Raw genomic sequence first — 26142 nt, forward strand, 5'->3', positions numbered from 1 at the left:
GGAGGAACCCGGTCAATTGTAGGAGCGAGCCTGCCCGCGAAGGGGTCAGAAAACTCACCACAAAATCTCATACGGCTGTCGAATTTGTCCCCGCCCCCGCCACGCATCTGTTAAAAACCGTCCTTTCCCGCTGATCTTCCGGACTGCCGCATGTTGTCGAGTTGGATGAGCCGCTTGAGTCGTCGCTGGTTGCCGCTGCTGTGTATGGCCACATTGATCGTCGGTCTGCCAGTGAGTTGCGGTGCGCTCAAGTACAAAGAGCGCGAGCTGTTGTTTCGCATCGAGCCGGGCACGGCGGGCTGGTATCGCGGCTTGCCGGACGATGTGCAGGAGTTCGACATCAAACCCGCCCGTTTCAAGGCCGGGCAAAACCTGCACGCCTGGTGGTGGCCCGCCGCACGCCGGGATGCGCCGTCGATCCTCTACCTGCACGGCGTGCGCTGGAACCTGACGGGCCAGGCGTTTCGCATCGAGCAATTGCGCGCCATGGGCTATTCGGTGCTGGCCATTGACTACCGTGGCTTCGGTCAAAGCCAAGGTGATCTGCCCTCGGAAGCCAGTGTTTACGAAGACGCCCGAGCCGCCTGGGAGCGCTTCACCCAGATGCAACCGGACGCCAGCAAGCGCCTGATCTACGGCCATTCCCTCGGCGGCGCGGTGGCCATCGACCTCGCGGCGGACCTGACCGCACAGGCGAAAAAGCAACAAGTCGAAGTTCCGGTGCGAGGCTTGGTAATCGAGTCCACGTTCACCTCCCTGGGCGATGCCGTGGCGCAAGTGGCCGACAGTAACCTGCCGGTGAACTGGCTGCCGGTGCGTTGGCTGTTGTCGCAGAAATTCGATTCCATCGACAAGATCGTCGACATCGACATGCCACTGTTGGTGGTTCACGGCCTGGCCGACGCGTTCATGCCCTCACGCTTCAGCCAACAATTGTTCAATGCCGCCAATCAACCCAAGCGCCTGCTGCTGGTGCCCGGGGGTACGCATAACAACAGCATGAGCCTGGGTGGCAGCGAATATCGCCAGGCTCTCGAGGGTTTGATGAAAGCCAGACCTAGCGGTAACCCCGGGCTTGCAGGTTGAACAGCTGCGCATAGCGTCCGCCCGCCTGCACAAGGCTGTCGTGATCGCCGCGCTCAAGAATCGCTCCCTGATCCAGCACGATGATGTGGTCCGCATTGCGCACGCTGGAAAACCGGTGGGAAATCAGCAACGTCATGCGGCCTTCGGTGTGCTCGCTGAAATGCTCGAACACCGCCGCTTCCGCCGCCGGATCGAGTGCCGAGGTCGGTTCGTCGAGAATCAGGATATCGGCCTCGCGACGCATGTAGGCACGGGATAACGCGATCTTTTGCCACTGCCCGCCTGACAGCTCTTGCCCACCGGCAAACCATCGACCCAATTGCGTGGCATACCCTCGATCCAGACGCTCGATAAACGGCGCGGCCATGCCCTGAGCCGCCGCGTCCTGCCAGCGCTGTTCATCATTGAACGCCAACGTGTCGCCGACGCCGATGTTTTCGCCCACCGTAAATTGGTAGCGGATGTAATCCTGGAAAATCACGCCGATGCGCTGTCGTAGCACGTCTTCCTTCCAGGCCTGCAAATCGCTGCCGTCGAGCAAAATGCGGCCTAGATCGGGTCGATACAAACGGGTCAGCAACTTGATCAGCGTGGTCTTGCCCGAGCCGTTCTCCCCCACCAGCGCCAAGCTGCGCCCCGGAACCAGGTGCAGGTCGATACCTTCCAGCGCCGCACGACTCGCCCCCGGATAACTAAAACTGACGTTCTCGAAACGCAAGCCATCGCCGGGCACCGCGCCCTCGGTGAGATGTCCGGAATCGGCTACCACCGGTTCGGCCAGGTATTCATAAAGGTTCGACAGGTAAAGGCCGTCTTCATAGAGACCACTGATGGCGCTCAAGCTACTGCTGACTGCGCTTTGCCCCTGCTTGAACAGCACCAGGTACATGGTCATTTGCCCCAGGGTGATGTCGCCGTGAACGGTATCGACCACCACCCACGCATACGCCAGGTAAAACGCCGAAGTGCCGAGCAGGCCCAGGACAAATCCCCAACCATCGCGGCGCAACGTCAACCGGCGGTCTTCGGCGTAGAGACGCGCGAACGTGTCGCGATAGCGCTGCAACAACAACGGCGCGAAACCGAACAGCTTGACCTCTTTGATGTACCCCTCGTGGGACAGCAGCGTCTCGATGTAATTCTGCTGCCGGCTCTCCGGCGCCCGGCGGGTGAACAGCCGAAACGCATCCCCGGAAAAATGCGCTTCGGCGAAAAACACCGGCAATGCTCCGACCACCAGCAGCACCAGCGCCCACGGCGAAAAGTGCACCAGCAACACGCCGAAGCTGATCAGCACAATCAGGTTCTGGATCAACCCCAACGACTTCATTACCAACGCCAGCGGCCGGGTCGACGCCTCGCGCCGCACCCGCACCAACTTGTCGTAAAACTCGGAGTTCTCGAACTGCACCAGCGACAACGTCTGGGCTTTCTCCAGAATCATCGTGTTGACCTTCTGCCCCAACTGCACCCGCAACAGCGACTGCTGAACCGACAACGCCCGCTGAGTACCGGACAACAACGCCAACACCCCCGCCTCCATCAACACATAACGCACCACCGGCCACAACGGCGCACTGCCTTGCTGCGCGTGCAACTGCATGGCACTGACCACAGCGTCAACGATGCGCTGGCCTATCCAGGCGGCGAGCGCCGGCAGTACACCAGCGATCAGGGTGGCCAGGACCAGGCCGAGGAATAATCCGCGAGAGGTGCCCCAGACCAGCAGCAAGGCGCGTCGGGCCTGGTCGAACAAGGCGGTGAAGCGGTTAAGGGCCGCAGGCATGGAGACTGGCTCGTTGAGAACAAACAAAGTGCCATGGTACTTCAGACCGGCACTGAGCCCGCTGCGAATCAACTGTAACGTTTGTTCGCTTGACGCGAGCACGCGCCAGGATGAGGATCGACCGACTTTCAGATCACTGAGCAAGGAAGCCGGAATTGATACCTGAATGGAATCCGGAGGGACTTCTCCCTCCCATCAATGAACAAAATCCCACTGGGACAGATAGGTCTCCCTATGAGATTGATCTCTTGGCACTCATAGGGCGCTTCGCGATCAGCGAGGATCGATGTCAAATTCTGGATGGCTATCTCTCCCATCGCTCTGAGTTGCACAGGATGGGCATGGCTGAAGGGTTTCAATGGCTGAACGGCAGTTTTGCAGAGAACATTGAGCTGATTGATCAGCGCGCTCCCAGAGATATCGATGTCGTCACCTTCACTTTTGCCGGTGACGAGTTCTATGACGCACTGCAACCCGACCAACTAAAATTGTTAGGTGCAACACGGGAAGCTAAATCTTTCTTGAAACATCAGTACAAAGTTGATTTTTATCTCCAGTCACTCCGTGATCCCCCTGAGCGCTTGGTAGAAATGACCTCGTACTGGTACAGCATGTGGGCCCATCGCCGATCAAAACAGTGGAAAGGATTTCTGCGGGTTGACCTTGATCCTCGGGAGCATCGAGCGGCTCTGGCCATGCTGACAGCTCGCAAACAGGAACTTGCGCATGAATAGAAACGAATACCTGCACACGTCGGCAGAGCTCCTCTTTCTGGAGAAGCAGCTAGCCAAACCTGGACTCAGTAAGCTATCTGCAATGTCCATTCGCTCTCGAATTGAGCAAGCAAAATCAGCGCTTGAAGCGAATAGTCAGAACACCTACCAACCTGCGATGGTCGTCATTACCTATCGTGGTACCCCTGTTTTGGGTACTCAGGGGATATTGGCCGAATTTGGCACCGCCGCAACGCAGGCGTTCAGCGAAGCAATCGCCACCATTGCTGCGTCAATCTCCGGCACCCTTGCCGATAAAGGCCCTATTCCAAATCGGTCGAGCAATCAGTTACTCATAACGGGAACCGCCCTGGGTTCATTTGGTTTCGAACTGGAGGAAGTCCCTTCTGCGGCGCAAGTGGAAATGGAAGGGCCCTCTTCCGTTTCACAAGCCATCGACCTGATGACCGAGTTACTCGAAGCATCGACCAAAAGTGATGAAGAGCTCTCCGAGCCGGTGTCAAGACTGGCTGATAGAGCCCTGTCGAGCGTCGCAGATTTCCTGGGGAAGCTGTCCAGCTACGACGCATCTTGTTCACTCACCACTCGCAACGGCCAATTCCAGTTCACAGACAGTGAACAGGTCCGCCGAAGCAAAGCTCGGCTAAGCCTGGATAACATCCAGGAAACGACAGAGACGTTCACAGGTGAGTTTATTGGAGCGCTCCCGGACAAGCGGGCATTCGAATTTCGGACCATCGACGGATTGGTTATTTACGGAGGCATCCCGAGAGCGATCCCAAATCCCAATGAGGTGAACGTGAATCTCTATAAGACTTACGACATAACATTAAGCGCCAAACGAATCGGCTCCAGCAAACCTCGCTATATTCTTCAGCGCTTTCCCTGGAATGTCTGATCGACCAGAACAGTCCACTTCATTCCACACCCACCTGAAACCGCGCCCGATACCGCCCCGGGCTCTCCCCCGTCCATTTCTTGAACGCCCGATGGAACGCACTCGGCTCCYGAAAGCCCAGCCGCTCAGCGATGTCACTGATGCTCGCCTTGCTCTGGCGCAGTTGCTCAAAGGCCACGCCTCGCCGCACCTCGTCCTTGATCTCTTGATAGGAACAGCCTTCGCGCTCCAGTTTGCGGCGGAAGGTGCTGGGGCTCAGGTGTTGTTCCAGGGCGAAGTCCTGCAAGGTCGGCCATTCGCTGTAGTCGCTGTTGCGCAGGCGCTGGTGGACTTGCGAGGCCAGGCCATGCTGGTTGCGAAAACGGATCACCAGCCATTGCGGGGCCGTGYGCAGGAATACTTTCAGTGAGGCCAGGTCTTGTACCACCGGCAGGCGCAGGTAGTGGCTGGCGAATTCGATTTCGGTGCGCTCGGCGCCGAAGGTCAGGTTGGGGCCCCACAGCAGTCGGTCATCGCTAAGGGACACGCGTTCATGACGGAAGTCTGCGCGGTCGATAGGGATGCGTCGCCCGCCGAGCCAGCACAGCAGACTGATCATCAGCACCAGGAACGTCTCTTCGCCAAAACGGCTGATTTCGTCGTTTTGCGCGTGGGTGTCCAGGCTGATGAAGGCGCGTTTGCCGCGCACGCTCAGGGTGCCGCGGAAGTCGCGCAGGAACAGTCCGAAATTGGCCAGGCACTGACGCATGGCTTTGTGCAGGTCGGGTTCCTGTATCAAGGCACGGCAGATCAAGGCGAAGCTGCCCGGCGGCATGCCGTGGGAGTCGAGGCGGAAAAACTCGTCGTTCAACTCGCGAATCTGATTCAGCCACAGCTCGGCAAATGCACTGGCCGGTACCCGCGCCGTGGGCTCAGACATCAACGCCGGGTCGATACCGGCCTGGTCCAACGCAGCCTTCAGGCGCTGCGGATCTTGCGCCAGTGCATGGATCATTGCCTGCACGAAATAAACGGCGACCGAGTCGTTTTCCCGCATGTGAACGTTTCTCTCCCTAACACTTGAACTGGCAAAAAACGCCAGCACCGTTGAACAGTTGCGGCATAGGACAACCGCGCTGCCGGTTCTAGACTCGCGGCCAATAGTACGCCTTCGACCGTTGTCACGGCCAAGGTATCGCACGGTATGACCGGAAGGACGGCAACATGAATCTGCAAAACATTGGCGTGATCGGCGCAGGCACCATGGGCAACGGCATTGCACAGGTCTGTGCGCTGGCCGGCTTCAACGTGACCCTGATCGACATCTCCGACAGCGCCCTGCAAAAGGCCCTGGCAACGGTCAGCAAAAACCTCGATCGTCAGGTGGCCAAGGAAACGTTGACCGAGGAGCAGAAGCACGTAGCCCTCGACAAGATTCGCACCAGCACCCAATACGATAGCCTGCAAAACGCGCAACTGGTGATCGAAGCGGCCACCGAAAATCTCGACCTGAAACTGCGCGTGCTGCAACAAATTGCCGCGCAGGTCAGTGCTGAGTGCGTGATTGCTTCCAACACATCGTCACTGTCGATTACCCAACTCGCCGCCAGCGTCAGCCAGCCTGAGCGTTTCATCGGTCTGCACTTCTTCAACCCGGTGCCGGTGATGGGCCTGATTGAAGTGATTCGCGGCCTGCAAACCAGCGACACCACCCACGCCCTCGCCCTGGACATGGCGACAACCCTGGGCAAAACCGCGATCACCGCGGGCAACCGCCCGGGTTTCGTAGTCAACCGGATTCTGGTGCCGATGATCAACGAAGCCGTTCTGGTGTTTCAGGAAGGTCTGGCCAGCGCCGAAGACATTGACGCCGGCATGCGCCTGGGCTGCAACCAGCCGATCGGCCCGCTGGCACTGGCGGACCTGATCGGTCTGGATACCCTGCTGGCAATCATGGAAGCCTTCCACGACGGCTTTAATGACAGCAAATACCGCCCTGCTCCACTGCTCAAGGAGATGGTCGCCGCCGGCTATCTGGGGCGCAAAACAGGACGTGGATTCTATGCCTATGCCTGAACGTTGCTCACGCTTTTCCGAGTACCGGGACAAAGTGCTGGAGTTGTTCTCCAGCAAGGGTTTCGGTCAGGTCGGCATGCGGGAGCTGGCCGCGTGCCTGGGGCTTTCCTCGGGCTCGCTGTATCACCATTACCCGAGCAAACAGCACTTGCTGCTCGACCTGATCGAGGAGTTCTACGAAGAACTGCTGGCGACCCTGGGTCGCCTCGATCAAAAAGGCCCGGCCAAACGCGACAAACTGCAAACCCTGATCCGCGCGCACTTGAATCTGCACCGGGAAATGCCGTGGCATTTTCGTCTGGCGGAGCGTGACGCCGGTTGCCTGAATGACGAGCAACAAGCACGCGTCCGGCAATTGCGCGAGCAATACGAACAGCGATTGCTGCTGATGATCGGCCCCAAATCCCGGGTCGGTGAGCAGGCGCAACGGGCCACCGCGCACGCCATCGCCAACTTGCTCAACAGCGCCCCCGGTTGGCTGATGCAACATTCGCTGAACGAACATGAGCGTGATGAACTGCTGGAGAATCTGGTGAGCGGGGCCATTGAGCGGCTGCTGCGACCGTCGGCACCACGCGCCGTGGCCTGAAGACCTGACGCAATGTCAGGTCGACCGCGCTTGAGGCCATAAAACGCAGCGCATCAATAGAAAAAACATCTAAACAAAATTTGCCAATCACTCCCTCTAACGCTTTGCTATTGGCGTCCAATCACTGCGGAGCTGGCGGTTAATCCAACCTCGTTCGGCTTCCTTCGTTACCGGGAGCACATCATGAAAATCAATCCCTACCTGATCTTCAACGGCAACTGCAAAGCGGCCTTCACCTTCTATGCCCAAAGCTTGCCTGGCGAAATCGAAGCCATGATGACCTTTGGCGAAACCCCGGCCGGCGAACACGTACCGGTAGACCTCCACGACCTGATCATTCATACCCGCCTCGTCGTCGGGGATCAGGCCATCATGGGGTCCGACACCACACCGGATCGTCCCGTTGATGATATGGCCGGTTTTTCGGTATCGCTGAATGTCGACAGCATCGCGGAAGCGGAGCGGGTTTTCACGGCCTTGTCGGAAGATGGCACCGTGCAAATGCCACTGGAGCAGACATTCTGGGCCGCGCGTTTCGGCATGCTGAAGGATCGCTTTGGTGTGTCGTGGATGGTCAATTGCGAGAAGGATCAGTAACACTTCTGTGTGACATCCATGAAAAAGCTCAACCTGAACAGGCTGGGCTTTCTATCATTGGCGAAGGGCTCAGCCCTTGACGCACACTAACTGACGCAAGGTATGCAGCACTTCCACCAGTTCGCGCTGGGCGTGCATGACGTGGTCGATGTCCTTGTAGGCCATCGGTATTTCATCGATGACCGCCGCATCTTTGCGGCATTCGACGTGGGCGGTGGCGCGGATCTGGTCTTCGACGGTGAACAGGCTTTTCGCCTTGGTGCGGCTCATGGTGCGGCCGGCGCCGTGGCTGCAGGAACAGAACGACTGCTCATTGCCCAGCCCGCGGACGATGAAGCTTTTCGCGCCCATCGATCCGGGAATGATCCCCAACTCACCCTTCTTCGCCGACACCGCGCCCTTGCGGGTGACGAGGATGTCCTGACCAAAGTGCCGTTCTTTTTGCACGTAGTTGTGATGGCAGTTCACTGCCTCCAGCGCCACGTCAAAGGGTTTGCTGATCACTTTGCGTGTCGCCTGAATCACTGACTGCATCATCAACGCACGGTTCTGCCTGGCGAAGTCCTGGGCCCAGCCCACCGCTTCGACGTAATCAGCAAAATGCCGACTGCCTTCCTCAAAGTAGGCCAGGTCGCGGTCCGGCAGATTGGCGAGGTGCTGGCGCATGTCGGCCTGGGCCAGTTGAATAAACAGGTTGCCAAGGGCGTTGCCGACCCCGCGAGAACCGCTGTGCAGCATGAACCAGACCCGGTTGGTCTCATCCAGGCACACCTCAATGAAATGGTTGCCGCTGCCCAGTGTGCCCAAGTGCCCGCGATTGTTGGTGTTGGCGAGTTTCGGGTATTTGGCGGTGATCGCCTTGAACCGAGAATCCAGCGCGGCCCAGGCCTGATCGGCCTGTTTCGGAACGCTGTCCCAGGCGCCCTTATCCCGGATGCCACGCCCCATGGTGCGGCCATGGGGCACCGCTTTCTCGATGGCGCAGCGCAAACCGTGCAGGTYGTCGGGTAAATCAGCCGCGGTCAGCGTAGTGCACGCGGCGATCATGCCGCAGCCAATGTCGACCCCGACAGCAGCCGGAATGATCGCGCCCACCGTCGGAATCACACTGCCGATGGTCGAGCCCTTGCCCAGATGGACGTCAGGCATCACCGCCAGGTGTTTGAAGATGAACGGCATCTTCGCGGTGTTGATCAACTGCTGCCGGGCTTCGTTTTCTACCGGGACGCCTTCGGTCCAGAGCTTGATCGGTTTGCCGTGGGCGACTTCCAGTAGTTGGTAGGTACGGTCTTGTATGATTCGGATCTTTCTATGGGCCGATTAATCGGCGTGGTTCTGGCGGCCGAGCCGCCAGTGGAGGCCTTCATAGTAGCGCAGCGAACCCGCGCTGCAGATCCTCAATCAACGCCTCGACATCCTCAAGCCCGATATGCAGCCGCAGCACCGGGTTCAATGAGCGATCCGCCGCACTGTTACGGTCCTTGGTATCGGCAACCGTGATCAGGCTTTCGTAACCGCCCCACGACGCCCCCAGCCCGAACACCTGCAACGCATCGATGAAGCGCTCGACATAGCGGCTGTCCGCGTCCATCAATTCGAATGACAGCAATCCATTGCTGCCATTGAAATCCCGTTGCCACAACGCGTGCCCCGGATGATCGGGCAAGGCCGGATGGAACACCCGTTTCACCTGCGGTTGTGCTTGCAGCCAAAGGGCGATTTCCAGGGCCTGGCGCTCGTGCACCTCCAGGCGTGGTGCCAGGGTTCGAGCGCCGCGCAGCACCAGATAGGCATCGTCGGGGCTGACCGTGACGCCAAAGGTATCGCTCATGGCTGCCAGTGGCTGCCAGATGTCTTCGCGGGTGCAGACGCTACCCATGACCACATCGCTGTGCCCGCACAGGTACTTGGTCAACGCCATGATCGAGATGTCCGCGCCCAGGGCCAGCGGTCGGTACAGGTAACCCGAGCCCCAGGTGTTATCGACGGCCAGCAGGATGCCACGGGGTTTGCACAAGGCAGCGATGGCCGGCAGGTCGCAGAGTTCATACAGCAGCGAACCCGGGACTTCGGTGTAGACCATTTTGGTGTTGGCTTGCAATTGCGCCTGCAGGTCGCTGGCATCAGGGGCAAAGAAGCCGACCTGAATGCCGAACGGTTGAAGAAATTCCCGCGCCAGACGCCGCACAGGGGCGTACACAGCATCGGTGATCAGCACATGGTCGCCGGGACGCAGGTAGGCCAGAAACGTCTGCGCGACCGCCGCCAGTCCGGTGCCGAACAAGCGCGTGCGATAACCGCCCTCCAGTTCGGTGACCAGGTCTTCGAGGGCGAATGCCGTCGGATTGCCCCGGGCGCCATAGCTCAGCACCCGCTCGCTATCACGGCGGGCACGGGCGTCGCGCATTTGCGCCAGGTTGTCGAACAGCACCGTGCTTAAACGGGTGACCGGCACGTTGACCGACCGACCACCACTGCCCCGCTCGGTGCGTGCCGAATGGATCAGGCGAGTGCGTATCCGCGCGTCTTTAGGAGTTTGAGGCGGCAGCGGTTTTAGACTGGCAATTTCGTTGTCGCTCATCTGCGCCAGCAAGCCGATTTCCCACGCCAGGTACTGCCGCGCCGCGTCCTTGTTGCCGGAGTGGCGATCATGGGTAAAGAACAGAAAATCAATACACTGCTCATCGGAAGGCGAAGCTGGGTCGTCCTGCACAGCGAAGCCCGCTGTACGCCAGGCATCGAGTCCACCGTCCAGCAAGCGAACCTGGGCACGCTGGGTTTCAGGCAACTCCTGCGTCGCGAACACGGCCAGCAATGGATCATCGGCCAGCAACACCAGCGGTCGCTGCTCTCCAGCCAAGTCAGTCGCCAGACGCGAGCTGATCGACCAGCGCGCCCCGGCGATATGGTCCTTGCGATAGGCCATGCTCGGACGCAAGTCAATCAGCGCAACGGCGTCATCCTTCAGCGCATCGGCCAGCGCCAGCACGGTGATCGAGGGCAATACCTCGCGTGCAATTACCTCGACCGCGGGCAACGCCAGACCACTGCTCACGCCGCCCTTGAGGACATACGCCTCATGCCCCAACTGTCGCAGCCAACTGGCGACAATCGGCGCGCGCACGCCATCGCTGTCAATCAGCACCAAGCGCGCCCGGCGCACACCGACATACAGATCGGTGGATTGAATCAACTGCCCGCCCGGGGTGTGTTGCGCCCCCGGCAGACTGCCCGTCGCAAACTCCTCGGCGGTGCGCACATCGCACAAAAACAGGCTGCGATCACCCTCCCCGGCCCATTGCCCGACCTGCGCCGCATCAACGGTCTTGACGCCCGCCCGTTGCGCCAGTTGCCCGGCCGCCAGTTGCTGCCCCGGCAAACCACCAGGGGACACTTCATCGGCATAACGTCGAGTGCTGCCATGTTCCAGCTGCAAATCTTCGAGATCCCAACCTTGGGTGCCGTTCTCCAACGCATAGATCGGGTTTTTCAAACCCAGATTGATCAGGGTTTGCGCACCAATAATGCTGCGGGTCCGGCCGGCGCAATTGACCACAATCGGCGTGGTGTCGTCCGGCACCAAATCGTGGATGCGATAACCCAGCTCGCCGTTCGGGCAACACACCGAACCGGGGATGGTCATCTTGCGATACTCATCGAACGGCCGACCGTCCAGCAGCACCAGCGGCTCGCCCCGGTTTTGCCATTCGGCCAACTGCTGCGCGGTGACATGCGGCGTATGACTGACCTCTTCCACCAACTCGCCAAAGGCCTTGGACGGTACATGCACGCCGGCAAACAGTTGAAAACCGGCAGCCTGCCAGCCATTGGCGCCGCCCTCCAGTACGTGCACGCGCTCATACCCCAGCGCCTGAAGACGCTGGGCTGAACGGGCCGCGACATCCCCACCGTCCTGGTCATAGATCACCAACCGAACCTGAGGATTCGGCGCCAGACGCCGCACCTCAAGCTCCAACCGGCTATAGGGCAAGTTCACCCCAAAAAACAGATGGGCCTCGCCATACTGGCCGTGTTCACGCACGTCAAACAGGGCAATTTCCTGCCCGTCGAACAGCCATTGCTGCAGTTGCCCTGGGGTTACGGTCTGGCTCATGGAAGTCCCGCTTGAAAAAAGAGTTATTGAAGCGCCAGTGAGCGCTCGTTGGCCGCGACTTCTCGGCCCTTCGCATATGCACGCTGAATGGCCGGTCGCGCCTTGAGGCGTTCGCGCCAGGCATGGATATGCGGGAAGTCCGCCAGGTCCTGGCCCTGACGCAACGGCTGGATCCACGGGAAGATCGCCATGTCGGCGATGGAATAGTCGCCCGCCATGTACGGCACTTCGGACAAGCGTTTTTCCAGCACCCGATACAGGCGCGTCGCCTCGGCATTGAGTAAGTCGAGGGCGAACGGTATTGGCTCCGGCGCCTTCTCCTTGAACACCTGCAACTGGCTCAGGTAGGGGGTGATATGCCCCACCTGCCAGAACAGCCATTCCTGAACTTTTTGCCGTTCGGCACTGTTCGTTGGCGGCAGGAAACGTCCCGCCTTGTCGGCCAGGTAATTAAGAATGGCGCCGGACTCGAACAGGCTCAGTGGTTCACTCAAACCCGCTGGGGCATGGTCGACAATCGCCGGAATCCGCCCATTGGCGCTGATTCGCTGGAACGCCGCCTGCTTCTGTTCACCCTCGCGGATATTGACCGGCAATACGCGGTAGGCCAGCTCCAGCTCTTCGAGCAAGATGCCGATCTTCAACCCGTTGCCAGTGGGCCAGTAGTAAAGATCGATCATGCGTAGGCCTTGATCGACGGCGCCATTTGCGAGGCGTTGTAATTGAGTATGCGCCCGTCGGCTTCAACGCCGTATCGACCGTTGAGCGACTCCAATGGCAGGCCGTAGAGGTGAAAATGCAAGGTCGCTTGCTCGCCTTCGACACGGATGCCATGCAGGTCGTCACCCAGAAAGGAAATCGACGTGCCAGGTTGCACGATCACTTCTTTTTCCAGGTGCAACGTGGTGAACCCAGGCTCGCGACCTTCGTCGTCACGGGCGTAGACGTAGTTGATTTCCTGGCCTTCGACCGCACTGATGATCGCCCAGGTTTCGTGGTTGTGGGGGATGGTGCTTTTGCCCGGCAACAACGAGTTCAGGTACAGCGTCGGCGTGTCGCCGTCGTCATTCAGACGGTAGCGAAATGCCGTGCTGCCCTGCCCTGGCACTGGCGCGGGGAATTCGTCGAAATTGAACAGGTCACGGCGCTCGGCCAAGTCTTCAAGCAGGGCAACGATCTCTCCCAGCGCGACGCGGTCGACGCCACGCTGATGGATGACACGGATTTTTTTCAGGAAATCTTCAATGACGGCGGCACGGTTATTGGTACTCATGGACAGGCTCCTCGGTATTAGACGGACAGGCTGTAGCGACCCAGGTTGGTCAATAGATACGGATCATTGGCGAAGGCGGGACGACGCCCCGGATCACCCAAGGCATGGCGCAAAAACCCTTGGGTGCGCTCGCTGGTCGGGTGCTGGAAAATCTGCGCGGCGCTGCCGTGTTCGACGATCACGCCGTTTTCGGTGAAGTAGACGATGTCGCTGATTTCTTCGGCGAAACGCATCTCGTGGGTCACCAACACGCAAGTCATGCCCTCTTCGGTCAACTCGCGAATCACCGTCAGTACCTCGCCGACGGTTTCCGGGTCGAGGGCCGAGGTCACCTCGTCGAACAGAATCAGTTCCGGGCGCATGGCCAACGCGCGGGCAATCGCCACGCGCTGCTGCTGGCCGCCGGACAGTTGCCCCGGATAGGCGTCGGCTTTGTGTTCCATACGCACTTTGGCCAACAAGGCTCGCGCCTGTTTTTCGGCCTCGATCCGGCTGTGCCCCAACACCTTGCGCGGCGCAATCACCAGGTTTTCCAACACCGACAAATGCGGAAACAGGTTGTACTGCTGGAACACAAACCCGACGCGCTTGCGCAACTCGATGCGCTGGGCCTCCTGAGACAAGGTGTGAACCTCGGTGGAGTCGACGCGAATGGTGCCGCGCTGTGGCTGCAACAGGCCGGTGATGCAACGCAGGATGGTCGACTTGCCGGAGCCGGACGGGCCGATGATCGACACGGCCTGGCCGCGACGCACGTCGAGATCGATGCCCTTGAGCACCGGGTTGGAGCCGAACGACAGGTGCAGATCGCGCAGGCTGACCAAGGGTTCGGCGACGGTTTCAGTAAAAGGCATAACGTCGCTCCAGGCGTTGGGTGAGACGGGAAATCGGGTAGCAATAGGCAAARAACAGCACCAGCAGGCTCAGGTAAATCACCACGGTGAAACCGGTCATGTTTACCGTGTTGCTGGCGATTTGTGCGGTGTCGATCACATCGTGCACACCCACCAACGAGGCCAGTGCGGTGCCCATGGTGATGACCGCATACAGGTTCATCCACGGCGGCAACATGCGCTTGAAGCACTGAGGCAGGATGATCGAGCGGAAAATCTGCCCACGGGTAAACGCCAGCGAACGGGCCGCTTCCCACTGGGTGCTGGGGATCGAGGCAATGGCGCCACGGAAGATTTCCGCGACGTTGGCGCTCGCCGGCAAGGCCAGGCCGATGGTCACCTTGACCCAGTCCGGGAACGAGACATAAGCGCTGCCGATTTGGATCTCGAACGGAAACACATAGGTAGTGAAATAGATCAGCACCAGCCACGGCGCATTACGAAAAATCTGCACCCAGATCCGTGCGGGCAAACGCAGCAGCCGCAGCGGCGATAACGCCAGCGCTCCCACCAGCAACCCCAGCACCGACCCCAAACCGATGGCGACCAGACTGATCATAATGTTCTGGGCAAAGCCCACAGCCAGCGCCGGCGACCATTGCAGCAAGGCCTTGAGCACCGGGCTTTGCGGGGCGAAGTACAGTAGCCAAAGCACGGCGCCAGCCAACACCAGCAACTTGCCGACATGTCGTCGAGGCCAGGCCAGCGGCACGCTGACAGACGATTCAATGGCCATAGCCGGGCATCCTCAGGCGCGCTTCAAGGTAGCGCCCCACACAATTGACGATAAAACTCAGCAGACCGAAAAAGCTCAGGATCAGAATCATCAGTTCCAACACGTTATCGCTCTGGGTCCAGATCATGATCGCCGCGTACGTGATGTCGCCGACGGCAATGGCCGAGGCCACGGCCGTCATCTTCACCAGGTCGATCAGGTTGTTGATCAGCGAGGGCAAGGCGAAGCGCACGGCCAGCGGCAGCTGCACGTTCCACAACAACTGACGACTGTTGAAGGCCAGCGAATTGGCGGCTTCCATCGTCACCGCCGGCACCGCTTCAATCCCCGCACGCAAGGCTTCAGCGTGGAATGCGCCCTTGTGCAGCGAAATCACAATCACCACCCAGGCAAAAGGAGTCAGCGGATTGGCCGCGCCGACGGCCTGAGTCAACAGCATGTTCAACACCAGGAACGCGCAGTACAGCTGCACCAGCGTCGGCGTATTGCGGGTGACCTCGACAAATACCCGTGCCGGTTTGGCCAGCCAGGGCTTGCCCGACGTCAGCATCGCGGCCAGTGCGACACCGGCCAGTAGACTGCCGACGATGGTCAACAGGCACAGCCACACCGTGGTTAGCGCGCCCTGCTCCAGGGTGCCGCGTTGGTAGGCGTCCAGCAGAAAGCTGTAATTCAAGCCGAACCCGGCAGCCCAGTGGACGAAAACTTCCAGCCAGTGACTCATGCTTGGCCTCGCAATTGCCCGCAGGCTTGAGCGATGCGCCGTCCAGCTTCTGCCACGCTGTCGGTCGCTGTGGCGATGGACAGGCGAAACCACGGCGACAAGCCATAAGCACTGCCCGCCACACCGGCCACGCCCTCCTCCAGCAGATACGCCACGACATCGGCGTCGCTGTTCAGGCGTAGGCCGTCGGGGCGATAACGCCCCAGCAAACCGGCGCAGCACACGAACACGAAGAAGCCGCCTTGGGGCTCAAGCACTTCAAGCCCCTCGACGTCGCGCAAGGCACTGACCAATACATCCCGACGCAGCTGGTAAGCCGCGACCTGTGCCGGCAAAAAATCCAGCCCACCCTCGAAGGCGGCCAACGCGGCGGCCTGTCCCACGGAGGAAGCCCCCGAAGTGGATTGCGACTGCACGACCGCCATGGCATTGGTCAAAACCTGCGGCCCGGCACCGAAACCGATGCGCCAGCCGGTCATGGCGTACGTCTTCGATACGCCGCCCACCAGCAGGCAACGCGGCTGAAGATCCGGCGCGACATTGAGCAGGCTCTGCGCCGGCTGACCATCAAAGCGGATATGTTCGTAGAGTTCATCCAACAGAATCAGCACCTGTGGATGACGGCGCAGCACCTCAGCGATCGCCTGCAACTCGGCCGCGCTGTACACCGCGCCGCTGGGGTTGCCGGGGCCGTTGAGGATCAGCCAGCGCGTCCGTTCGCCGATGTGTTGCTCCAGCTGTTCAGCGGTGAGCTTGCAGCCCTGCGCCAGCCCGCATTCGATGAACACCGGCTCGCCACCGTTGAAGCGCACGCTGTCCGGAAATGACGGCCAGTACGGTGTGGGCACCAGCACTTCATCGCCGTCGTCGAGGGTCGCGGCAAACGCGTTGAAGATGATCTGTTTGGCGCCGTTGGCAATCACGATGGAGGCCAGCGGATAGTCCAGTCGGTTTTCCTCCTGAAGCTTGCGTTGTACGGCCACCCGCAAGGCTTTCACGCCGGGCGTCGCGGTGTACTTGGTCGCACCGGCGGCGATGGCGGCATAGGCCGCTTGCTTGATGTGTTCGGGGGTGTCGAAATCCGGCTCGCCGGTGGTCAGGTCGAGAATGTCGCGACCGGCCTCACGTAACTCGGTAGCGCGGGATTTGGCGGCGGCATTGGCCGATAGCGAGACGCGTTGCACGCGCTGGGACAGGCGAAGGCTCATGACGCAATCACCTCCACGACCTTGCCCGGATTGAGCAGATTTTTCGGGTCAAGCGCCTGCTTGATCCGCCGCATCAAATTCAGCTCCACCGGACTTTTGTAGCGTTCCAGCAGGTCCAATTTGCGCTGACCTATGCCATGCTCGGCGCTGATGGAACCGCCATGGGCATGGGCGCTGTCGTGGACCAGCAGACTGAGCGCCGCGTAGTGAGCCATGTGCGCATCGACCGTCGAATCCAGCGGGTGTGCAACGTTGTAGTGGAGGTTACCGTCGCCTAAGTGGCCGAAGGTGAAATGGCGCACGCCGGGGAAATGCGCCTGCAACAGCGCATCGGTGTGGGCGACAAACGTCGCGACCTGGGAAATCGGCACCGAGATGTCGTGCTTCATGTTGCGACCGGCACGCTTCTGAGCCTCGCTCATGTTTTCGCGCAACTGCCACAGGGCTTCACTCTGGGCGAGGCTTTCGGCGATCAGTGCATTGGCCAACAAACGGTTTTCGAACGCCGCACCGAGCACCTCTTCAAAGGCTTCGCGAGCATGCTTTTCGCTGTGGTTATCCGACAGCTCCAGCAAGGCGAACCAGGGTTGGCGGGCCCCGAGAAAAGGTTGCGGCCCCTCGGGAAACTGCTCACGCAACAACGCCAGGCAACCGGCACTGAGCAGTTCGAACGCGGTGAGGTTGGCACCAAAACCGGAGCGGGCATGGGAGAGAAACTGCACCGCCTGGGCCAGTGAGTCGAAGGCCAGCAGTGCCGTGGCTTTCGCCTTGGGCAACGGGAACAGTTTCAGGGTCGCGGCCGTGATAATCCCGAGGGTGCCTTCGCTGCCGATATAAAGGTCACGTAGGTCGTAACCGGTATTGTCCTTGCGCAAACCGCGCAGGCCGTTCCAGATTTCGCCCTCGGCCGTCACCACTTCCAGCCCCAGCGTCAGCTCGCGAGTATTGCCGTAGCGCAACACGGCGGTACCGCCGGCATTGGTGCCAAGATTGCCGCCAATGGTGCAACTGCCTTCAGCGCCCAGACTCAGGGGAAACAGGCGGCCGGCTTCACGGGCGACGTTCTGCACGGTTTGCAGAATGCAGCCCGCCTCGACGGTCAGGGTGTCGTTGTCGGTGTCCACTGCACGCACCCGGTTCAGGCGATCCAGCAATAGCAAAACGGCACGGCCGCTGGCATCCGGTGTGGCGCCGCCCATCAAACCGGTGTTGCCGCCCTGCACCACCACGGGCGTATCAGAGGCTACGCAAGCGCGGATCACGCCTGTGACTTCCTCAGTGTTCGCCGGATGCACGGCTGCAATGACTTGCCCGACATAACGACCTTGTTTGTCGGTCAGGTACGGCGCGGCCTCTTCGCTGCTCTGCACATGGCGGGCGCCGAGCAGTTGCTGCAACACCTCAAACAACGGCTGACTCATGGTTGCGACGCCAGCGGCGCAGCCTTGCGGTACTGCTCGTGCAGGTCACGCAAGGCCTGGGACGGCGCCATACCGGTGCGCTCGCCAAGTTCGATCAGCCAGCCACTGCGGTGCCACTCGCGCACGATGGCATCCAGTTTCGCTTGGGTATCGTGTTCGCCTTTGCGCACCCAGATCACTGAGTTGGACGGGATCAAATCACCCGGCAAAGGGATTTCATATTCAGCCCACTCGGCATCGTTCAACAACGCATGCATGGTCGGGCTGACATGCACCGCCGCCACGCAACCATTGCCGCGCAGCGACAAAAGCGATTCCGACTGACTGCGGAACGCCTTGATCTCGGCGCCGTAGGTTTCCTGCAAAGGTTTGATGAAGTTACTGCCCTGGGACACGCACACTGGCTTGCCCTTGAGGTCTGCCCATTGGGTAATGCCCGCGCCTTTGCGAATCAAAGCGGCGCCGCCGACTTCCTCATAAGGCGTGGGCACGTAATCGAGAATCTCGGCGCGCTCTTCGGTGAACTGCATGTTGGCGATCAGGATGTCGACCTTGCCCTGCTGCAAAAACTGCACGCGATTCGGCGCCAGCACCGACACCGTCTTGGCCTCGACACCCAACGCCTTGGCGACGCCCTTGGCCAGTTCGACGTTGTAGCCCAGGTGCTCGCCGGTCTTCGGGTCGATTGTGCCGAACGGCGGACCGCTGAGAATCACGCCGATGCTGATGGCGTGGCGTTGCTCGATTTTATCCAGCGTGGCGTCGGCCTGGGCGAGACTGGCGACCATCCCGGCACACCCTGCCAGACATAGGGCGAACAAGTTTTTTGCGGAGAAATAACGATTCATGCACGACTACCTTGAAAGCCCGTCGCGCAAAACGACGGGCTGTTGAAAACGAGGAGATGGCGAACCGGGATCAGGCGCCGTTGGCTTGAAACTGTTTTTGCAGTTCCACCAGCGCCGGGGATGCGGGGGTGATGCGATTGCGGGTCTGGGCTTCAATCAACCAGCCGCTGCGGTGCAGTTCCTTGATGATCGGATCGAGCCTGGCCTGGGTATCGMTTTCTCCACGGCGGGTCCAGATCACCGATGGCGCAGGATTGAGTTCCGGGCTGATCGCGCGATAGCCCTGCCATTCGGCGTTGTCGGCGAGCAGCGGATTGATCAGCGTGGCGTCATGCACCGCCGCGACGCAGTTGTTGCCACGCAACGCCAGCAAGGATTCCGAAGAACTCTTGAAGGCTTTGATCTCAGCGCCAAACTCAGTCAGCGGCTTGATGTAACTGCTGCCCTGCGAGGTGCAAACCGGTTGGTTTTTCAGGTCTTCCCAACGGGTGATCTTGCTGTCCTTGAGCACCGCTGCGGAGCCGCCGACACGATAGAACGGCGTCGGTACAAAACCGAGGATCTCGCCACGTTCGGCGGTCCATTCCATGTTGGCAATCAGCAAGTCGACTTTACCCTGCTGTAGAAACTGCACACGGTTGGCGGGCAGTACCGGCACCAGCTCCACCTCGGCGCCCAGTTGCCGCCCCAGTTCCTGCGAGAGCTCGACGTTCAAGCCGCGCGGCTTCTGGGTGGCAGGATCGATCCCGCCAAAGGGACCGCCGGACAGCAGCACCCCGACCACCAGCACGTGACGCTGCTCGATCTTGTCCAGCGTGGCATCCGCATGGGCACCAGTACTGGCAGCCAACGAGATCAGGGCGCCCAGCATCACGGGCAACAATTGTTTAACAGGCGTGCGCTTGAGCAACATGAACTTCCCCTAATGGTTGATCGGCATACCCCGACCGAGTGTGAGGGCATCCTAGGTATAGCGTGGGTGTAACGGAAATGCAGATATCTAATATCGTTATAACTTACGCTGTAGCAGCCAATACTTTGCAGCCTGAATCCCTGTGTTTATTGGACAAATCACTTAAACGGTTAGAACAAGCATCAAAGAAACATAATGATTTGTGATGTTTATGTTTAGACTCTTGATATAAAAACAGCCCTGGTCATTGCCATGTCACACCTGCCAACGCTTGATCTTGAATTGCTGCGCACCTTCATTGCCGTGGTGGATCACCACAGTTTTGCCGAGGCCGGCGCGCAACTGGCCCGCACGCAATCGTCGGTCACCCAACACATGCAACGCCTGGAACAGCTCGTCGGTGTGAATCTGTTCGAGAAGCGCGGACGGCAAAAACAACTCACCGAAGCCGGCTTGCAGTTACTTCGGCATGCAAGGCAGATGCTCTCGCTCAACGACGAGGCGCTGAGCTCCCTGCGTGAAAGCAGCTTGAGCGGCGTGTTGCGCATCGGCTCGCCCCATGACATCGCCGACACCATCCTGCCGCCGATCCTCAGCCACATTGCCCGCTCCGCACCGCGCTTGCGCCTGGAGATCGATGTCGGCCGCAGTCCGTTCCTGATGGAAGACCTGCACCGAGGCAAGATCGACATGGTGATTTCCACCCGTGAAGACCCCAACCTCGAAGGCTTCGCCCTGCGCACCTCACCGGTGTGGTGGATCTGCTCGGCGCAGTACATTCACAATCCCGGCGAACCCTTGCCGCTGATTCTCGTGGACGAGCCGAGCATCTACCGCCGCTATGCGCTGCAAGCCTTGGAGCGTGCAAACATTCCCTGGCGCCAAGCTTACCTGGCCTCAAACCTGATTGGCATCAAGGCCGCGACACGTGCAGGGCTAGGCGTCACGGCCCGCAGCATGGAAATGCTCGGCCCGGACATGCGCGTACTGGGTGAGACGGACGGATTGCCACGGCTACCGGACGTGACGTATCACTTGTGGATTCGCCCCAACACGGTGAACCCGCTGGTGCGTCGAGCCTACGAGCTGATCAGAAGCAGCCGGGGACTCTGACGCCATCAGCTGCCCTCGCTGCTGTGTGCTTCCTCAAAGAAGTAATCCTTCCAACTGGCGGCCTTGTTTTTCAGCACACCCAGTTCCTGGAGCTTCTCCGCGTAGATATAGGTGCGCTGTGGCACCACGGTGAAATCGATTTCCGGATCGGCGACGATTTTCTCAACCAGTGGCAGGGCCAGCTTCGACTGCTCCACGCGGATATAGGTCTGGGCGGCCGCCGGCTTATCGGCCTTGATAATTTTCTCGGCCTCGGCCAGCGCCGCGTAAAACGCCTTGTAGGTTTTCGGGTTTTCGTCGTGGAATTTTTCAGTGGTGTACAGCACATTAAACGTGGCCTGGCCACCTAGCACGTCGTAGGAACTCAGCACCTTGTGTACGTTGGGACTTTGCAGTTCCTGGTACTGGAACGGCGGGCTGGAGAAATGTGAGTTGATCTCCGAACCGCCCGCAATCAACGCCGACGTCGCATCGGGATGAGCGAGGCTGATCGAGATGTCATCAAACTTCTTGTAGTTGTCCGCGCCAAACTGCTTTGCCGTTTCGATCTGCAAGGTGCGCGACTGGAACCCTACCCCCGCTGCCGGCACCGCGATGCGGTCCTTTTCGGTGAAGTCCTTGAGGCTTTTCACATTCGGATTATTGGTCAACAGGTAGTTGGGCATCGACCCCAGCGAAGCGATGGCCTTGACGTTTTGTTTGCCCTTGGTCCTATCCCAGATCGTCAACATCGGCGGCACACCTGCCGACACCACATCCAGCGCACCGGCCAGCAACGCTTCGTTCATCGCCGTGGCGCCGGAAATGCTGTTCCAGTCGACCTTGATATCGAGACCCTGCTCCTTGCCATGTTTCTCGATAAGCTGCTGATCGCGCACCACATCCAGAATCAGGTAACCGATACCAAATTGCTGAGCAATGCTGATTTTGCCTTCGGCTTGAGCGACAGGGCTAAGTAATGTACTCAGCGCCGCCACGGAGGTGGCCAACAGGCTCAATGCGCTGCGCTTGAAAGGTGTCGTCATGAAAACCTCAAGGTGACTCGGTCGCTGACGCCGACCAGTTAAGGAATGACACAATCCGTAGCAGCTGGCGAAGCCTGCGTYCGGCTGCGCAGCAGTCGTAAAAACCTGAATTTGCGGGGTCTTCCTGACACACCGCATCGTCTGATTTCACGACTGCTGCGCAGCCGRACGCAGGCTTCGCCAGCTGCTACAAAGTGCGTTTGGGCTGAACTGATTGGCGGGTTCAGAGCTTGGCGATCGAGACCTCGGTGGATTTGACGAAGGCAATCACTTCGCTGCCCACTTTCAATTCAAGGTCACGCACCGAACGGGTGGTAATGACTGAGGTGACAATTCCGGAAGCGGTTTGCACGTCGATTTCGGACACCACGTCACCTTGCAGGATTTCCTTGATGACGCCTTTGAACTGGTTACGGACGTTGATCGCTTTGATGGTCATGATGTGGCTTCCTGTCTGAGGTCGGGCACATCCGTTCGGATGCGCAGGCCTTCAAAGTGCACCACCTGCACAAACAACAAAAGGAATAAATAATTATCTATTTATACCTTTTTTGAATATCAACTCTTTGTGCCATTGGCCTGGTTGCGCGGACCTTGCACCATTCGTCGCATAGGCAAATCTTTGACGCGATGCTCAAAGTGTCTGGCTTGGGGATTGCAAAGGCCGGTCGTAGGCGCTCGGGAACGACGTAATTCTGACGCAGCAACAATCAAATCAATAATTAAGGACCCCAGCGCAACGCTTGGTGAGTCACCCGGAGATTTAACGTGTCAACCCTCAGTGAAATCGCAGCGAACCACGCGAGAATGGCTAAAACAGTACAAGAATCGACCGGATTAATTGAGCGGCACGTGCACATTGTGGGTAGCTTCGACGTCTCCTCGCTGGAAGAACAACCGCATGTTCCACTGCACTTGATGGCTGGCGTGCAGGACAACCACCTCGGACAGGTGCCTGCGTACTAGTTCTGAGCGGGGTCGCGCACCAGAAAGTGGCACAGACCTATTAATGGTCACTGCTTTCGCACTTATTTGGTGCGCAAAAAGACAAGCCAATGATCGTTCCCACGCTCCGCGTGGGAATGCCTCCAGGGACGCTCCGCGTTCCAGCCACACCGCCGGTGTCGAGCCGAGCACCAATTTGACGCAGAGCGTCAGTGGCGGCATTCCCACGCAGAGCGTGGGAACGATCTTTCAGCGGCGTTATTCCGAAGCCTGAGCCCGCAACCGCCGCCCGAGCACATCCAGCACATCACATCCATCGCGCAACGGAATGGCGCAAAACAATGCAAAATCACTGAGGATGAACGACTCACACTCTAGCGAACCGCGCATCGACATGTTCTCCAGCACCYGCGTCACGGCGCGAATTCGATAGTTGGCAGCCTCGTATAAAACATCGAGCGGCGCGTGGGTATCGACGAACAACGTGGGCATGTCGGTGCAGTTGCTGGTGAGGGCCATGAAGCGGTTTTTGGGATGGGGGATTGGTTTTTCGTAGGGGGGATCGGGGTGCAGAGTTTTCATTTTTTGAAAGTCCATGGAGTACTAATTTGAAGCTACCAACGGCCTTTCCTACGGGCTTGGGTGGCAGCCGTGCGCGGGAGTAGGAAACTGAGATACTCCAACTCAGCCACGTCGAAACGTGTCCCGCACACAGCCGCCGCGAACGATATTACGGACTCAATATAAGTGCCGCAATCAATCGACAGTACTGATGCACGTTGGAGTAAGGGTTCCTACACCCTGCCGCTGCATTTGCAGTGACAGCCATAGAATATTCATGGATCTCACTTCGCACCAGTTCATGGAAACCGCTACAGGCTGAAGGAAACTTCCGACGAGCTTGTCCAGACATTTCGTAATAATTACGATGGTTTTAAACAGCATTTAAACATCCCGTAGTACTGGCAATTGGCAACTTGTGGGATTCCAGACTAAAGGCCTCACCTTCTCCATCACCAGTTGGCCCGTTCTTCAAGACTCGCCCTAAGAAGATCTTCCTTCCAGGCCTCCTGAGCCAACAAATAGACATCTTGAAGAAATCCACGGGGATCCTCCAATGTATACCACTCGCCACGCGGCCAACTCCCTGCATCTTCTTCGTCTATATCAAACAAACTCTGAAAATCATAAGACGCATCGCTTAGCTTTTCCGCTAAAAAATCCAGCAGCACGAGCTTATGTCGATAGGACAGATAACCTAGATTCAAGCTGTATCTTTTGATCAGCTCCRCTCTGTCAAAGCGATCATTCGGATTATATACTTCCAGCTCCGAACCCCGAGTTTCCTCGCGGTCATAAACATCAAAGACGCCAATAAACCACACTAAGCCGGGTTGAAATTCTTCATTTGAAAATGGATCTCGCAAACTCATTTTTTTTCCACAAATGGTGGCTGAGCTACTTCAGTCTGATATTTCAATAAACACGCCAAAAGAACCTGCATAAACCTCCGCCGATCTTCTACCTCATCATCAAAATATGTTGTTATTTTATCAAAAATAGAGTCAAAGCTTTCACCCATATCCAAATAGCAACTTAACGTATCTATATACCATTCGCGATCACTTCCGCTATAGGAGATAAACTCCGGACGCATCAGTATGTCGAACAGCTCAGCGAGCTCGACATCATCATTTACATTTTTAGAAACTATAATCTCTTCTCTTTCATCGTTATCAACATTGTCAATGTCGAACAAAAATAGTAGACCACGCAAAATAGAAAGTTTAGGGGGACGCTTCATACTCAAAAATCCGCAAAAGTCGTTATCGGAGCACCCGTCTCATTTAATATGACGACTGCATTTTTTTGCTTTCCATATACTAAGCCACCACGTTTATATCCCTCACCTATTTGTTTACCCATATTCATTGGCTCTTTAGATGCTGCATGACCATTTCGCCTGAATATTAGCTGAGCTCGATGAATGGCGTTCAACTGATCCCTATAGCTAATAAAACGTGTCGCTGCACTAGGTATCTTTGGCTGACCAGCCTTCCTTCCTGATGTGTACCTTTCAATTACTCCTGTTGTCGGGTTCCTTCCCGACATTGCCCGCTCACGTTGAGACTCCAAACTAGTCTGCTTGCCATGCTTTTCTAGAAAATGAGCACCTCTTGTAGATTTCTCCATCTCATCTAAACGTCGATATGCGTTCGCCTCAGCCAACTCATCAATCCGCGCCCTCCGCTGCTCACCCGTCAGCTTCGGCAGCGTCGGCTCACCTTCATCAACCTTAGCGCCAGTCGTATCATCCGGCGCCCCACACCCAGGCTTACCCGACTGCGGACAGTTCCCGCTCAACCCCAACGGATCAACCCACCCCGTCGGATTCGGCGTGTACTGGTACTGATTCAGCCCACCCGCCAACTTGACCGGGTCAGGCGTCAGATACCGTCCAACATCCGGATCATAGTACCGATGCCGGTTGTAGTGCAGGCCGCTCTCGGCGTCGAAGTACTGCCCTTGGAAGCGTAACGGTTGCTCAAGCTGCTCGCCCCCGCCCAGCGCCAGGTGCGTGACCTTGCCGTAGGCGTTGTACTTGGCCGACCAGACAATCTCGCCACCAAAATCGGTCAGTTCCTGCGGTGTGCCAAGGTGGTCGAGTTGGTAGTAAAACGGGCAGGCTTTGCGTGGGCCTTTGCCGTCGAGCATGGCCAGCGGGCGGAAGCTGCCGGGTTCGTAGAGGTAGCTGCGGTAGTGGTCGCGGCCGCTTTCGGCAACGAGGTTTTCGCCTTGCCAGAAGAATTCGGTGGTGTGGCCCTCGACGGTTTTGGCGATGCGGCGGCCGAAGGCGTCGTAGCGGTAGCTGGCGGTGCGGCCGTCCGGGGTGGTGACGCCGATCAAGCGGTGTTGGCAGTCGTAGCGGTACTCGGTGACGAGTTTTTGCCCGGTGCCGCGGCGTTCGCGGATCAGGTTGCCGAAGGCGTCGTAGTCGTAGTGGCGGTCGCCTTGCATGAGCAGGCGATTGCCTTTGACGGTCGCGGCGCCGGGGCGGTCCTGCATCAGCAGGTTGCCGGCGGGGTCGTGGGCGAAGGTTTCCGGTGGATCGTCGCGGGTGTGGCGGACGCGGGTCAGGCGGTTGAGTGGATCGTAGTAATAGCTGCGTTGGCCATGTCGACTG

At 58.7% G+C, this 26142-nt stretch carries 27 protein-coding genes; 8 read left to right on the forward strand and 19 right to left on the reverse strand.

Annotated features, from left to right (window positions below; translation table 11 throughout):
- Positions 1 to 150: 150 nt before the first annotated feature.
- Positions 151 to 1086 carry an alpha/beta hydrolase gene (locus AC1DSG_RS10425; RefSeq protein ID WP_477790807.1) on the forward strand — a complete coding sequence of 312 codons (936 nt, stop codon included), beginning with the start codon at positions 151 to 153 and terminating at the stop codon, positions 1084 to 1086.
- Here AC1DSG_RS10425 and AC1DSG_RS10430 read toward each other — a convergent pair.
- Positions 1058 to 2872 carry an ABC transporter ATP-binding protein gene (locus AC1DSG_RS10430; RefSeq protein ID WP_477790808.1) on the reverse strand — a complete coding sequence of 605 codons (1815 nt, stop codon included), beginning with the start codon at positions 2870 to 2872 and terminating at the stop codon, positions 1058 to 1060. The genes AC1DSG_RS10425 and AC1DSG_RS10430 overlap by 29 nt on opposite strands.
- Before the next feature lie 155 nt (positions 2873 to 3027).
- Here AC1DSG_RS10430 and AC1DSG_RS10435 point away from each other — a divergent pair, with 155 nt between their 5' ends.
- A complete protein-coding gene (locus AC1DSG_RS10435; protein ID WP_477790809.1) occupies positions 3028 to 3606 on the forward strand; it encodes a DUF6932 family protein in 579 nt (192 codons plus the stop codon).
- A complete protein-coding gene (locus AC1DSG_RS10440; protein WP_477790810.1) occupies positions 3599 to 4504 on the forward strand; it encodes a hypothetical protein in 906 nt (301 codons plus the stop codon). Before AC1DSG_RS10435 ends, AC1DSG_RS10440 begins: the two co-directional genes overlap by 8 nt.
- Before the next feature lie 19 nt (positions 4505 to 4523).
- Here the strand turns inward: AC1DSG_RS10440 and AC1DSG_RS10445 are convergent, their stop codons facing one another.
- Positions 4524 to 5540: an AraC family transcriptional regulator gene (locus AC1DSG_RS10445; protein ID WP_477790811.1), complete on the reverse strand. Its 1017-nt coding sequence runs from the start codon at positions 5538 to 5540 to the stop codon at positions 4524 to 4526.
- Between the two features lie 167 nt (positions 5541 to 5707).
- On the opposite strand from AC1DSG_RS10445, the gene AC1DSG_RS10450 reads away from it, so the two are divergent.
- The 3 genes from AC1DSG_RS10450 (at position 5708) to AC1DSG_RS10460 (ending at position 7745) form a co-directional block, all read left to right on the forward strand.
- On the forward strand, positions 5708 to 6559 hold the full coding sequence (locus tag AC1DSG_RS10450; RefSeq protein WP_477790812.1) for a 3-hydroxybutyryl-CoA dehydrogenase: 852 nt from the start codon (positions 5708 to 5710) through the stop codon (positions 6557 to 6559).
- Positions 6546 to 7148, forward strand: a complete 603-nt coding sequence (locus AC1DSG_RS10455) for a TetR/AcrR family transcriptional regulator (protein WP_477790813.1) — start codon at positions 6546 to 6548, stop codon at positions 7146 to 7148. The genes AC1DSG_RS10450 and AC1DSG_RS10455 overlap by 14 nt, the downstream gene beginning before the upstream one ends.
- A gap of 183 nt (positions 7149 to 7331) precedes the next feature.
- Positions 7332 to 7745: a VOC family protein gene (locus AC1DSG_RS10460; protein ID WP_477790814.1), complete on the forward strand. Its 414-nt coding sequence runs from the start codon at positions 7332 to 7334 to the stop codon at positions 7743 to 7745.
- A 69-nt stretch (positions 7746 to 7814) separates the two neighbouring features.
- On the opposite strand, the gene AC1DSG_RS10465 is transcribed toward AC1DSG_RS10460, so the two are convergent.
- The 11 genes from AC1DSG_RS10465 to AC1DSG_RS10515 all read right to left on the reverse strand — a co-directional run bounded on the left by AC1DSG_RS10465 (position 7815) and on the right by AC1DSG_RS10515 (position 19875).
- The gene (locus AC1DSG_RS10465; protein WP_477790831.1) at positions 7815 to 9041 is read right to left on the reverse strand and encodes an RtcB family protein; all 1227 of its coding nucleotides are present in this window, start codon (positions 9039 to 9041) and stop codon (positions 7815 to 7817) included.
- Positions 9042 to 9108: 67 nt separating this feature from the next.
- On the reverse strand, positions 9109 to 11859 hold the full coding sequence (gene metC, locus AC1DSG_RS10470; RefSeq protein WP_477790815.1) for a cystathionine beta-lyase: 2751 nt from the start codon (positions 11857 to 11859) through the stop codon (positions 9109 to 9111).
- Between the two features lie 23 nt (positions 11860 to 11882).
- Positions 11883 to 12539 (reverse strand): glutathione binding-like protein, encoded by a 657-nt coding sequence (locus AC1DSG_RS10475; RefSeq protein WP_477790816.1) that lies wholly within the window; start codon positions 12537 to 12539, stop codon positions 11883 to 11885.
- Positions 12536 to 13132 (reverse strand): cysteine dioxygenase family protein, encoded by a 597-nt coding sequence (locus AC1DSG_RS10480; protein WP_477790817.1) that lies wholly within the window; start codon positions 13130 to 13132, stop codon positions 12536 to 12538. The genes AC1DSG_RS10475 and AC1DSG_RS10480 overlap by 4 nt, the downstream gene beginning before the upstream one ends.
- Before the next feature lie 17 nt (positions 13133 to 13149).
- A complete protein-coding gene (locus tag AC1DSG_RS10485; protein WP_477790818.1) occupies positions 13150 to 13986 on the reverse strand; it encodes an amino acid ABC transporter ATP-binding protein in 837 nt (278 codons plus the stop codon).
- The gene (locus AC1DSG_RS10490) at positions 13973 to 14761 is read right to left on the reverse strand and encodes an amino acid ABC transporter permease (protein ID WP_477790819.1); all 789 of its coding nucleotides are present in this window, start codon (positions 14759 to 14761) and stop codon (positions 13973 to 13975) included. The genes AC1DSG_RS10485 and AC1DSG_RS10490 overlap by 14 nt, the downstream gene beginning before the upstream one ends.
- A complete protein-coding gene (locus AC1DSG_RS10495; RefSeq protein ID WP_477790820.1) occupies positions 14751 to 15485 on the reverse strand; it encodes an amino acid ABC transporter permease in 735 nt (244 codons plus the stop codon). The genes AC1DSG_RS10490 and AC1DSG_RS10495 overlap by 11 nt, the downstream gene beginning before the upstream one ends.
- Entirely contained in the window at positions 15482 to 16693 is a 1212-nt protein-coding gene (locus AC1DSG_RS10500) for an aminotransferase class I/II-fold pyridoxal phosphate-dependent enzyme (protein WP_477790821.1), read from the reverse strand. Before AC1DSG_RS10500 ends, AC1DSG_RS10495 begins: the two co-directional genes overlap by 4 nt.
- Positions 16690 to 18114, reverse strand: a complete 1425-nt coding sequence (locus tag AC1DSG_RS10505) for an FAD-binding oxidoreductase (RefSeq protein ID WP_477790822.1) — start codon at positions 18112 to 18114, stop codon at positions 16690 to 16692. The genes AC1DSG_RS10500 and AC1DSG_RS10505 overlap by 4 nt, the downstream gene beginning before the upstream one ends.
- Positions 18111 to 18962 (reverse strand): transporter substrate-binding domain-containing protein, encoded by an 852-nt coding sequence (locus AC1DSG_RS10510; RefSeq protein ID WP_477790823.1) that lies wholly within the window; start codon positions 18960 to 18962, stop codon positions 18111 to 18113. The genes AC1DSG_RS10505 and AC1DSG_RS10510 overlap by 4 nt, the downstream gene beginning before the upstream one ends.
- Positions 18963 to 19032: 70 nt before the next feature.
- Complete coding sequence (locus tag AC1DSG_RS10515; protein ID WP_477790824.1) at positions 19033 to 19875, reverse strand: transporter substrate-binding domain-containing protein; 843 nt, start codon at positions 19873 to 19875, stop codon at positions 19033 to 19035.
- 252 nt (positions 19876 to 20127) lie between these two features.
- Here AC1DSG_RS10515 and AC1DSG_RS10520 point away from each other — a divergent pair, with 252 nt between their 5' ends.
- A complete protein-coding gene (locus AC1DSG_RS10520) occupies positions 20128 to 20988 on the forward strand; it encodes a LysR substrate-binding domain-containing protein (protein WP_477790825.1) in 861 nt (286 codons plus the stop codon).
- Between the two features lie 5 nt (positions 20989 to 20993).
- On the opposite strand, the gene AC1DSG_RS10525 is transcribed toward AC1DSG_RS10520, so the two are convergent.
- Positions 20994 to 22013: an ABC transporter substrate-binding protein gene (locus AC1DSG_RS10525; RefSeq protein WP_477790826.1), complete on the reverse strand. Its 1020-nt coding sequence runs from the start codon at positions 22011 to 22013 to the stop codon at positions 20994 to 20996.
- A gap of 223 nt (positions 22014 to 22236) precedes the next feature.
- Positions 22237 to 22452 (reverse strand): TOBE domain-containing protein, encoded by a 216-nt coding sequence (locus AC1DSG_RS10530; protein WP_007947074.1) that lies wholly within the window; start codon positions 22450 to 22452, stop codon positions 22237 to 22239.
- A 329-nt stretch (positions 22453 to 22781) separates the two neighbouring features.
- Here AC1DSG_RS10530 and AC1DSG_RS10535 point away from each other — a divergent pair, with 329 nt between their 5' ends.
- Complete coding sequence (locus tag AC1DSG_RS10535; RefSeq protein WP_477790827.1) at positions 22782 to 22979, forward strand: hypothetical protein; 198 nt, start codon at positions 22782 to 22784, stop codon at positions 22977 to 22979.
- Between the two features lie 237 nt (positions 22980 to 23216).
- Here AC1DSG_RS10535 and AC1DSG_RS10540 read toward each other — a convergent pair whose 3' ends face one another.
- The 4 genes from AC1DSG_RS10540 to AC1DSG_RS10555 all read right to left on the reverse strand — a co-directional run.
- A complete protein-coding gene (locus tag AC1DSG_RS10540; RefSeq protein WP_477790828.1) occupies positions 23217 to 23540 on the reverse strand; it encodes a hypothetical protein in 324 nt (107 codons plus the stop codon).
- A 431-nt stretch (positions 23541 to 23971) separates the two neighbouring features.
- Positions 23972 to 24391 carry a hypothetical protein gene (locus AC1DSG_RS10545; RefSeq protein WP_477790829.1) on the reverse strand — a complete coding sequence of 140 codons (420 nt, stop codon included), beginning with the start codon at positions 24389 to 24391 and terminating at the stop codon, positions 23972 to 23974.
- Complete coding sequence (locus tag AC1DSG_RS10550) at positions 24388 to 24762, reverse strand: hypothetical protein (protein ID WP_007947079.1); 375 nt, start codon at positions 24760 to 24762, stop codon at positions 24388 to 24390. Before AC1DSG_RS10550 ends, AC1DSG_RS10545 begins: the two co-directional genes overlap by 4 nt.
- A 2-nt stretch (positions 24763 to 24764) precedes the next feature.
- A partial coding sequence (locus AC1DSG_RS10555; protein ID WP_477790830.1) for an RHS repeat domain-containing protein occupies positions 24765 to 26142 on the reverse strand: 1378 nt, incomplete at its 5' end.

The organism is Pseudomonas sp. P5_A12 (assembly GCF_056400685.1).

Bases quoted from the DNA above. Each gene is read 5' to 3' on its own strand.
- AC1DSG_RS10425 (WP_477790807.1), top strand. From the start codon at position 151: ATGTTGTCGAGTTGGATGAGCCGCTTGAGTCGTCGCTGGTTGCCGCTG.
- AC1DSG_RS10430 (WP_477790808.1), bottom strand. From the start codon at position 2,872: ATGCCTGCGGCCCTTAACCGCTTCACCGCCTTGTTCGACCAGGCCCGA.
- AC1DSG_RS10440 (WP_477790810.1), top strand. From the start codon at position 3,599: ATGAATAGAAACGAATACCTGCACACGTCGGCAGAGCTCCTCTTTCTG.
- AC1DSG_RS10450 (WP_477790812.1), top strand. From the start codon at position 5,708: ATGAATCTGCAAAACATTGGCGTGATCGGCGCAGGCACCATGGGCAAC.
- AC1DSG_RS10455 (WP_477790813.1), top strand. From the start codon at position 6,546: ATGCCTATGCCTGAACGTTGCTCACGCTTTTCCGAGTACCGGGACAAA.
- AC1DSG_RS10460 (WP_477790814.1), top strand. From the start codon at position 7,332: ATGAAAATCAATCCCTACCTGATCTTCAACGGCAACTGCAAAGCGGCC.
- metC (WP_477790815.1), bottom strand. From the start codon at position 11,859: ATGAGCCAGACCGTAACCCCAGGGCAACTGCAGCAATGGCTGTTCGAC.
- AC1DSG_RS10475 (WP_477790816.1), bottom strand. From the start codon at position 12,539: ATGATCGATCTTTACTACTGGCCCACTGGCAACGGGTTGAAGATCGGC.
- AC1DSG_RS10480 (WP_477790817.1), bottom strand. From the start codon at position 13,132: ATGAGTACCAATAACCGTGCCGCCGTCATTGAAGATTTCCTGAAAAAA.
- AC1DSG_RS10485 (WP_477790818.1), bottom strand. From the start codon at position 13,986: ATGCCTTTTACTGAAACCGTCGCCGAACCCTTGGTCAGCCTGCGCGAT.
- AC1DSG_RS10495 (WP_477790820.1), bottom strand. From the start codon at position 15,485: ATGAGTCACTGGCTGGAAGTTTTCGTCCACTGGGCTGCCGGGTTCGGC.
- AC1DSG_RS10500 (WP_477790821.1), bottom strand. From the start codon at position 16,693: ATGAGCCTTCGCCTGTCCCAGCGCGTGCAACGCGTCTCGCTATCGGCC.
- AC1DSG_RS10505 (WP_477790822.1), bottom strand. From the start codon at position 18,114: ATGAGTCAGCCGTTGTTTGAGGTGTTGCAGCAACTGCTCGGCGCCCGC.
- AC1DSG_RS10510 (WP_477790823.1), bottom strand. From the start codon at position 18,962: ATGAATCGTTATTTCTCCGCAAAAAACTTGTTCGCCCTATGTCTGGCA.
- AC1DSG_RS10520 (WP_477790825.1), top strand. From the start codon at position 20,128: ATGTCACACCTGCCAACGCTTGATCTTGAATTGCTGCGCACCTTCATT.
- AC1DSG_RS10525 (WP_477790826.1), bottom strand. From the start codon at position 22,013: ATGACGACACCTTTCAAGCGCAGCGCATTGAGCCTGTTGGCCACCTCC.
- AC1DSG_RS10530 (WP_007947074.1), bottom strand. From the start codon at position 22,452: ATGACCATCAAAGCGATCAACGTCCGTAACCAGTTCAAAGGCGTCATC.
- AC1DSG_RS10550 (WP_007947079.1), bottom strand. From the start codon at position 24,762: ATGAAGCGTCCCCCTAAACTTTCTATTTTGCGTGGTCTACTATTTTTG.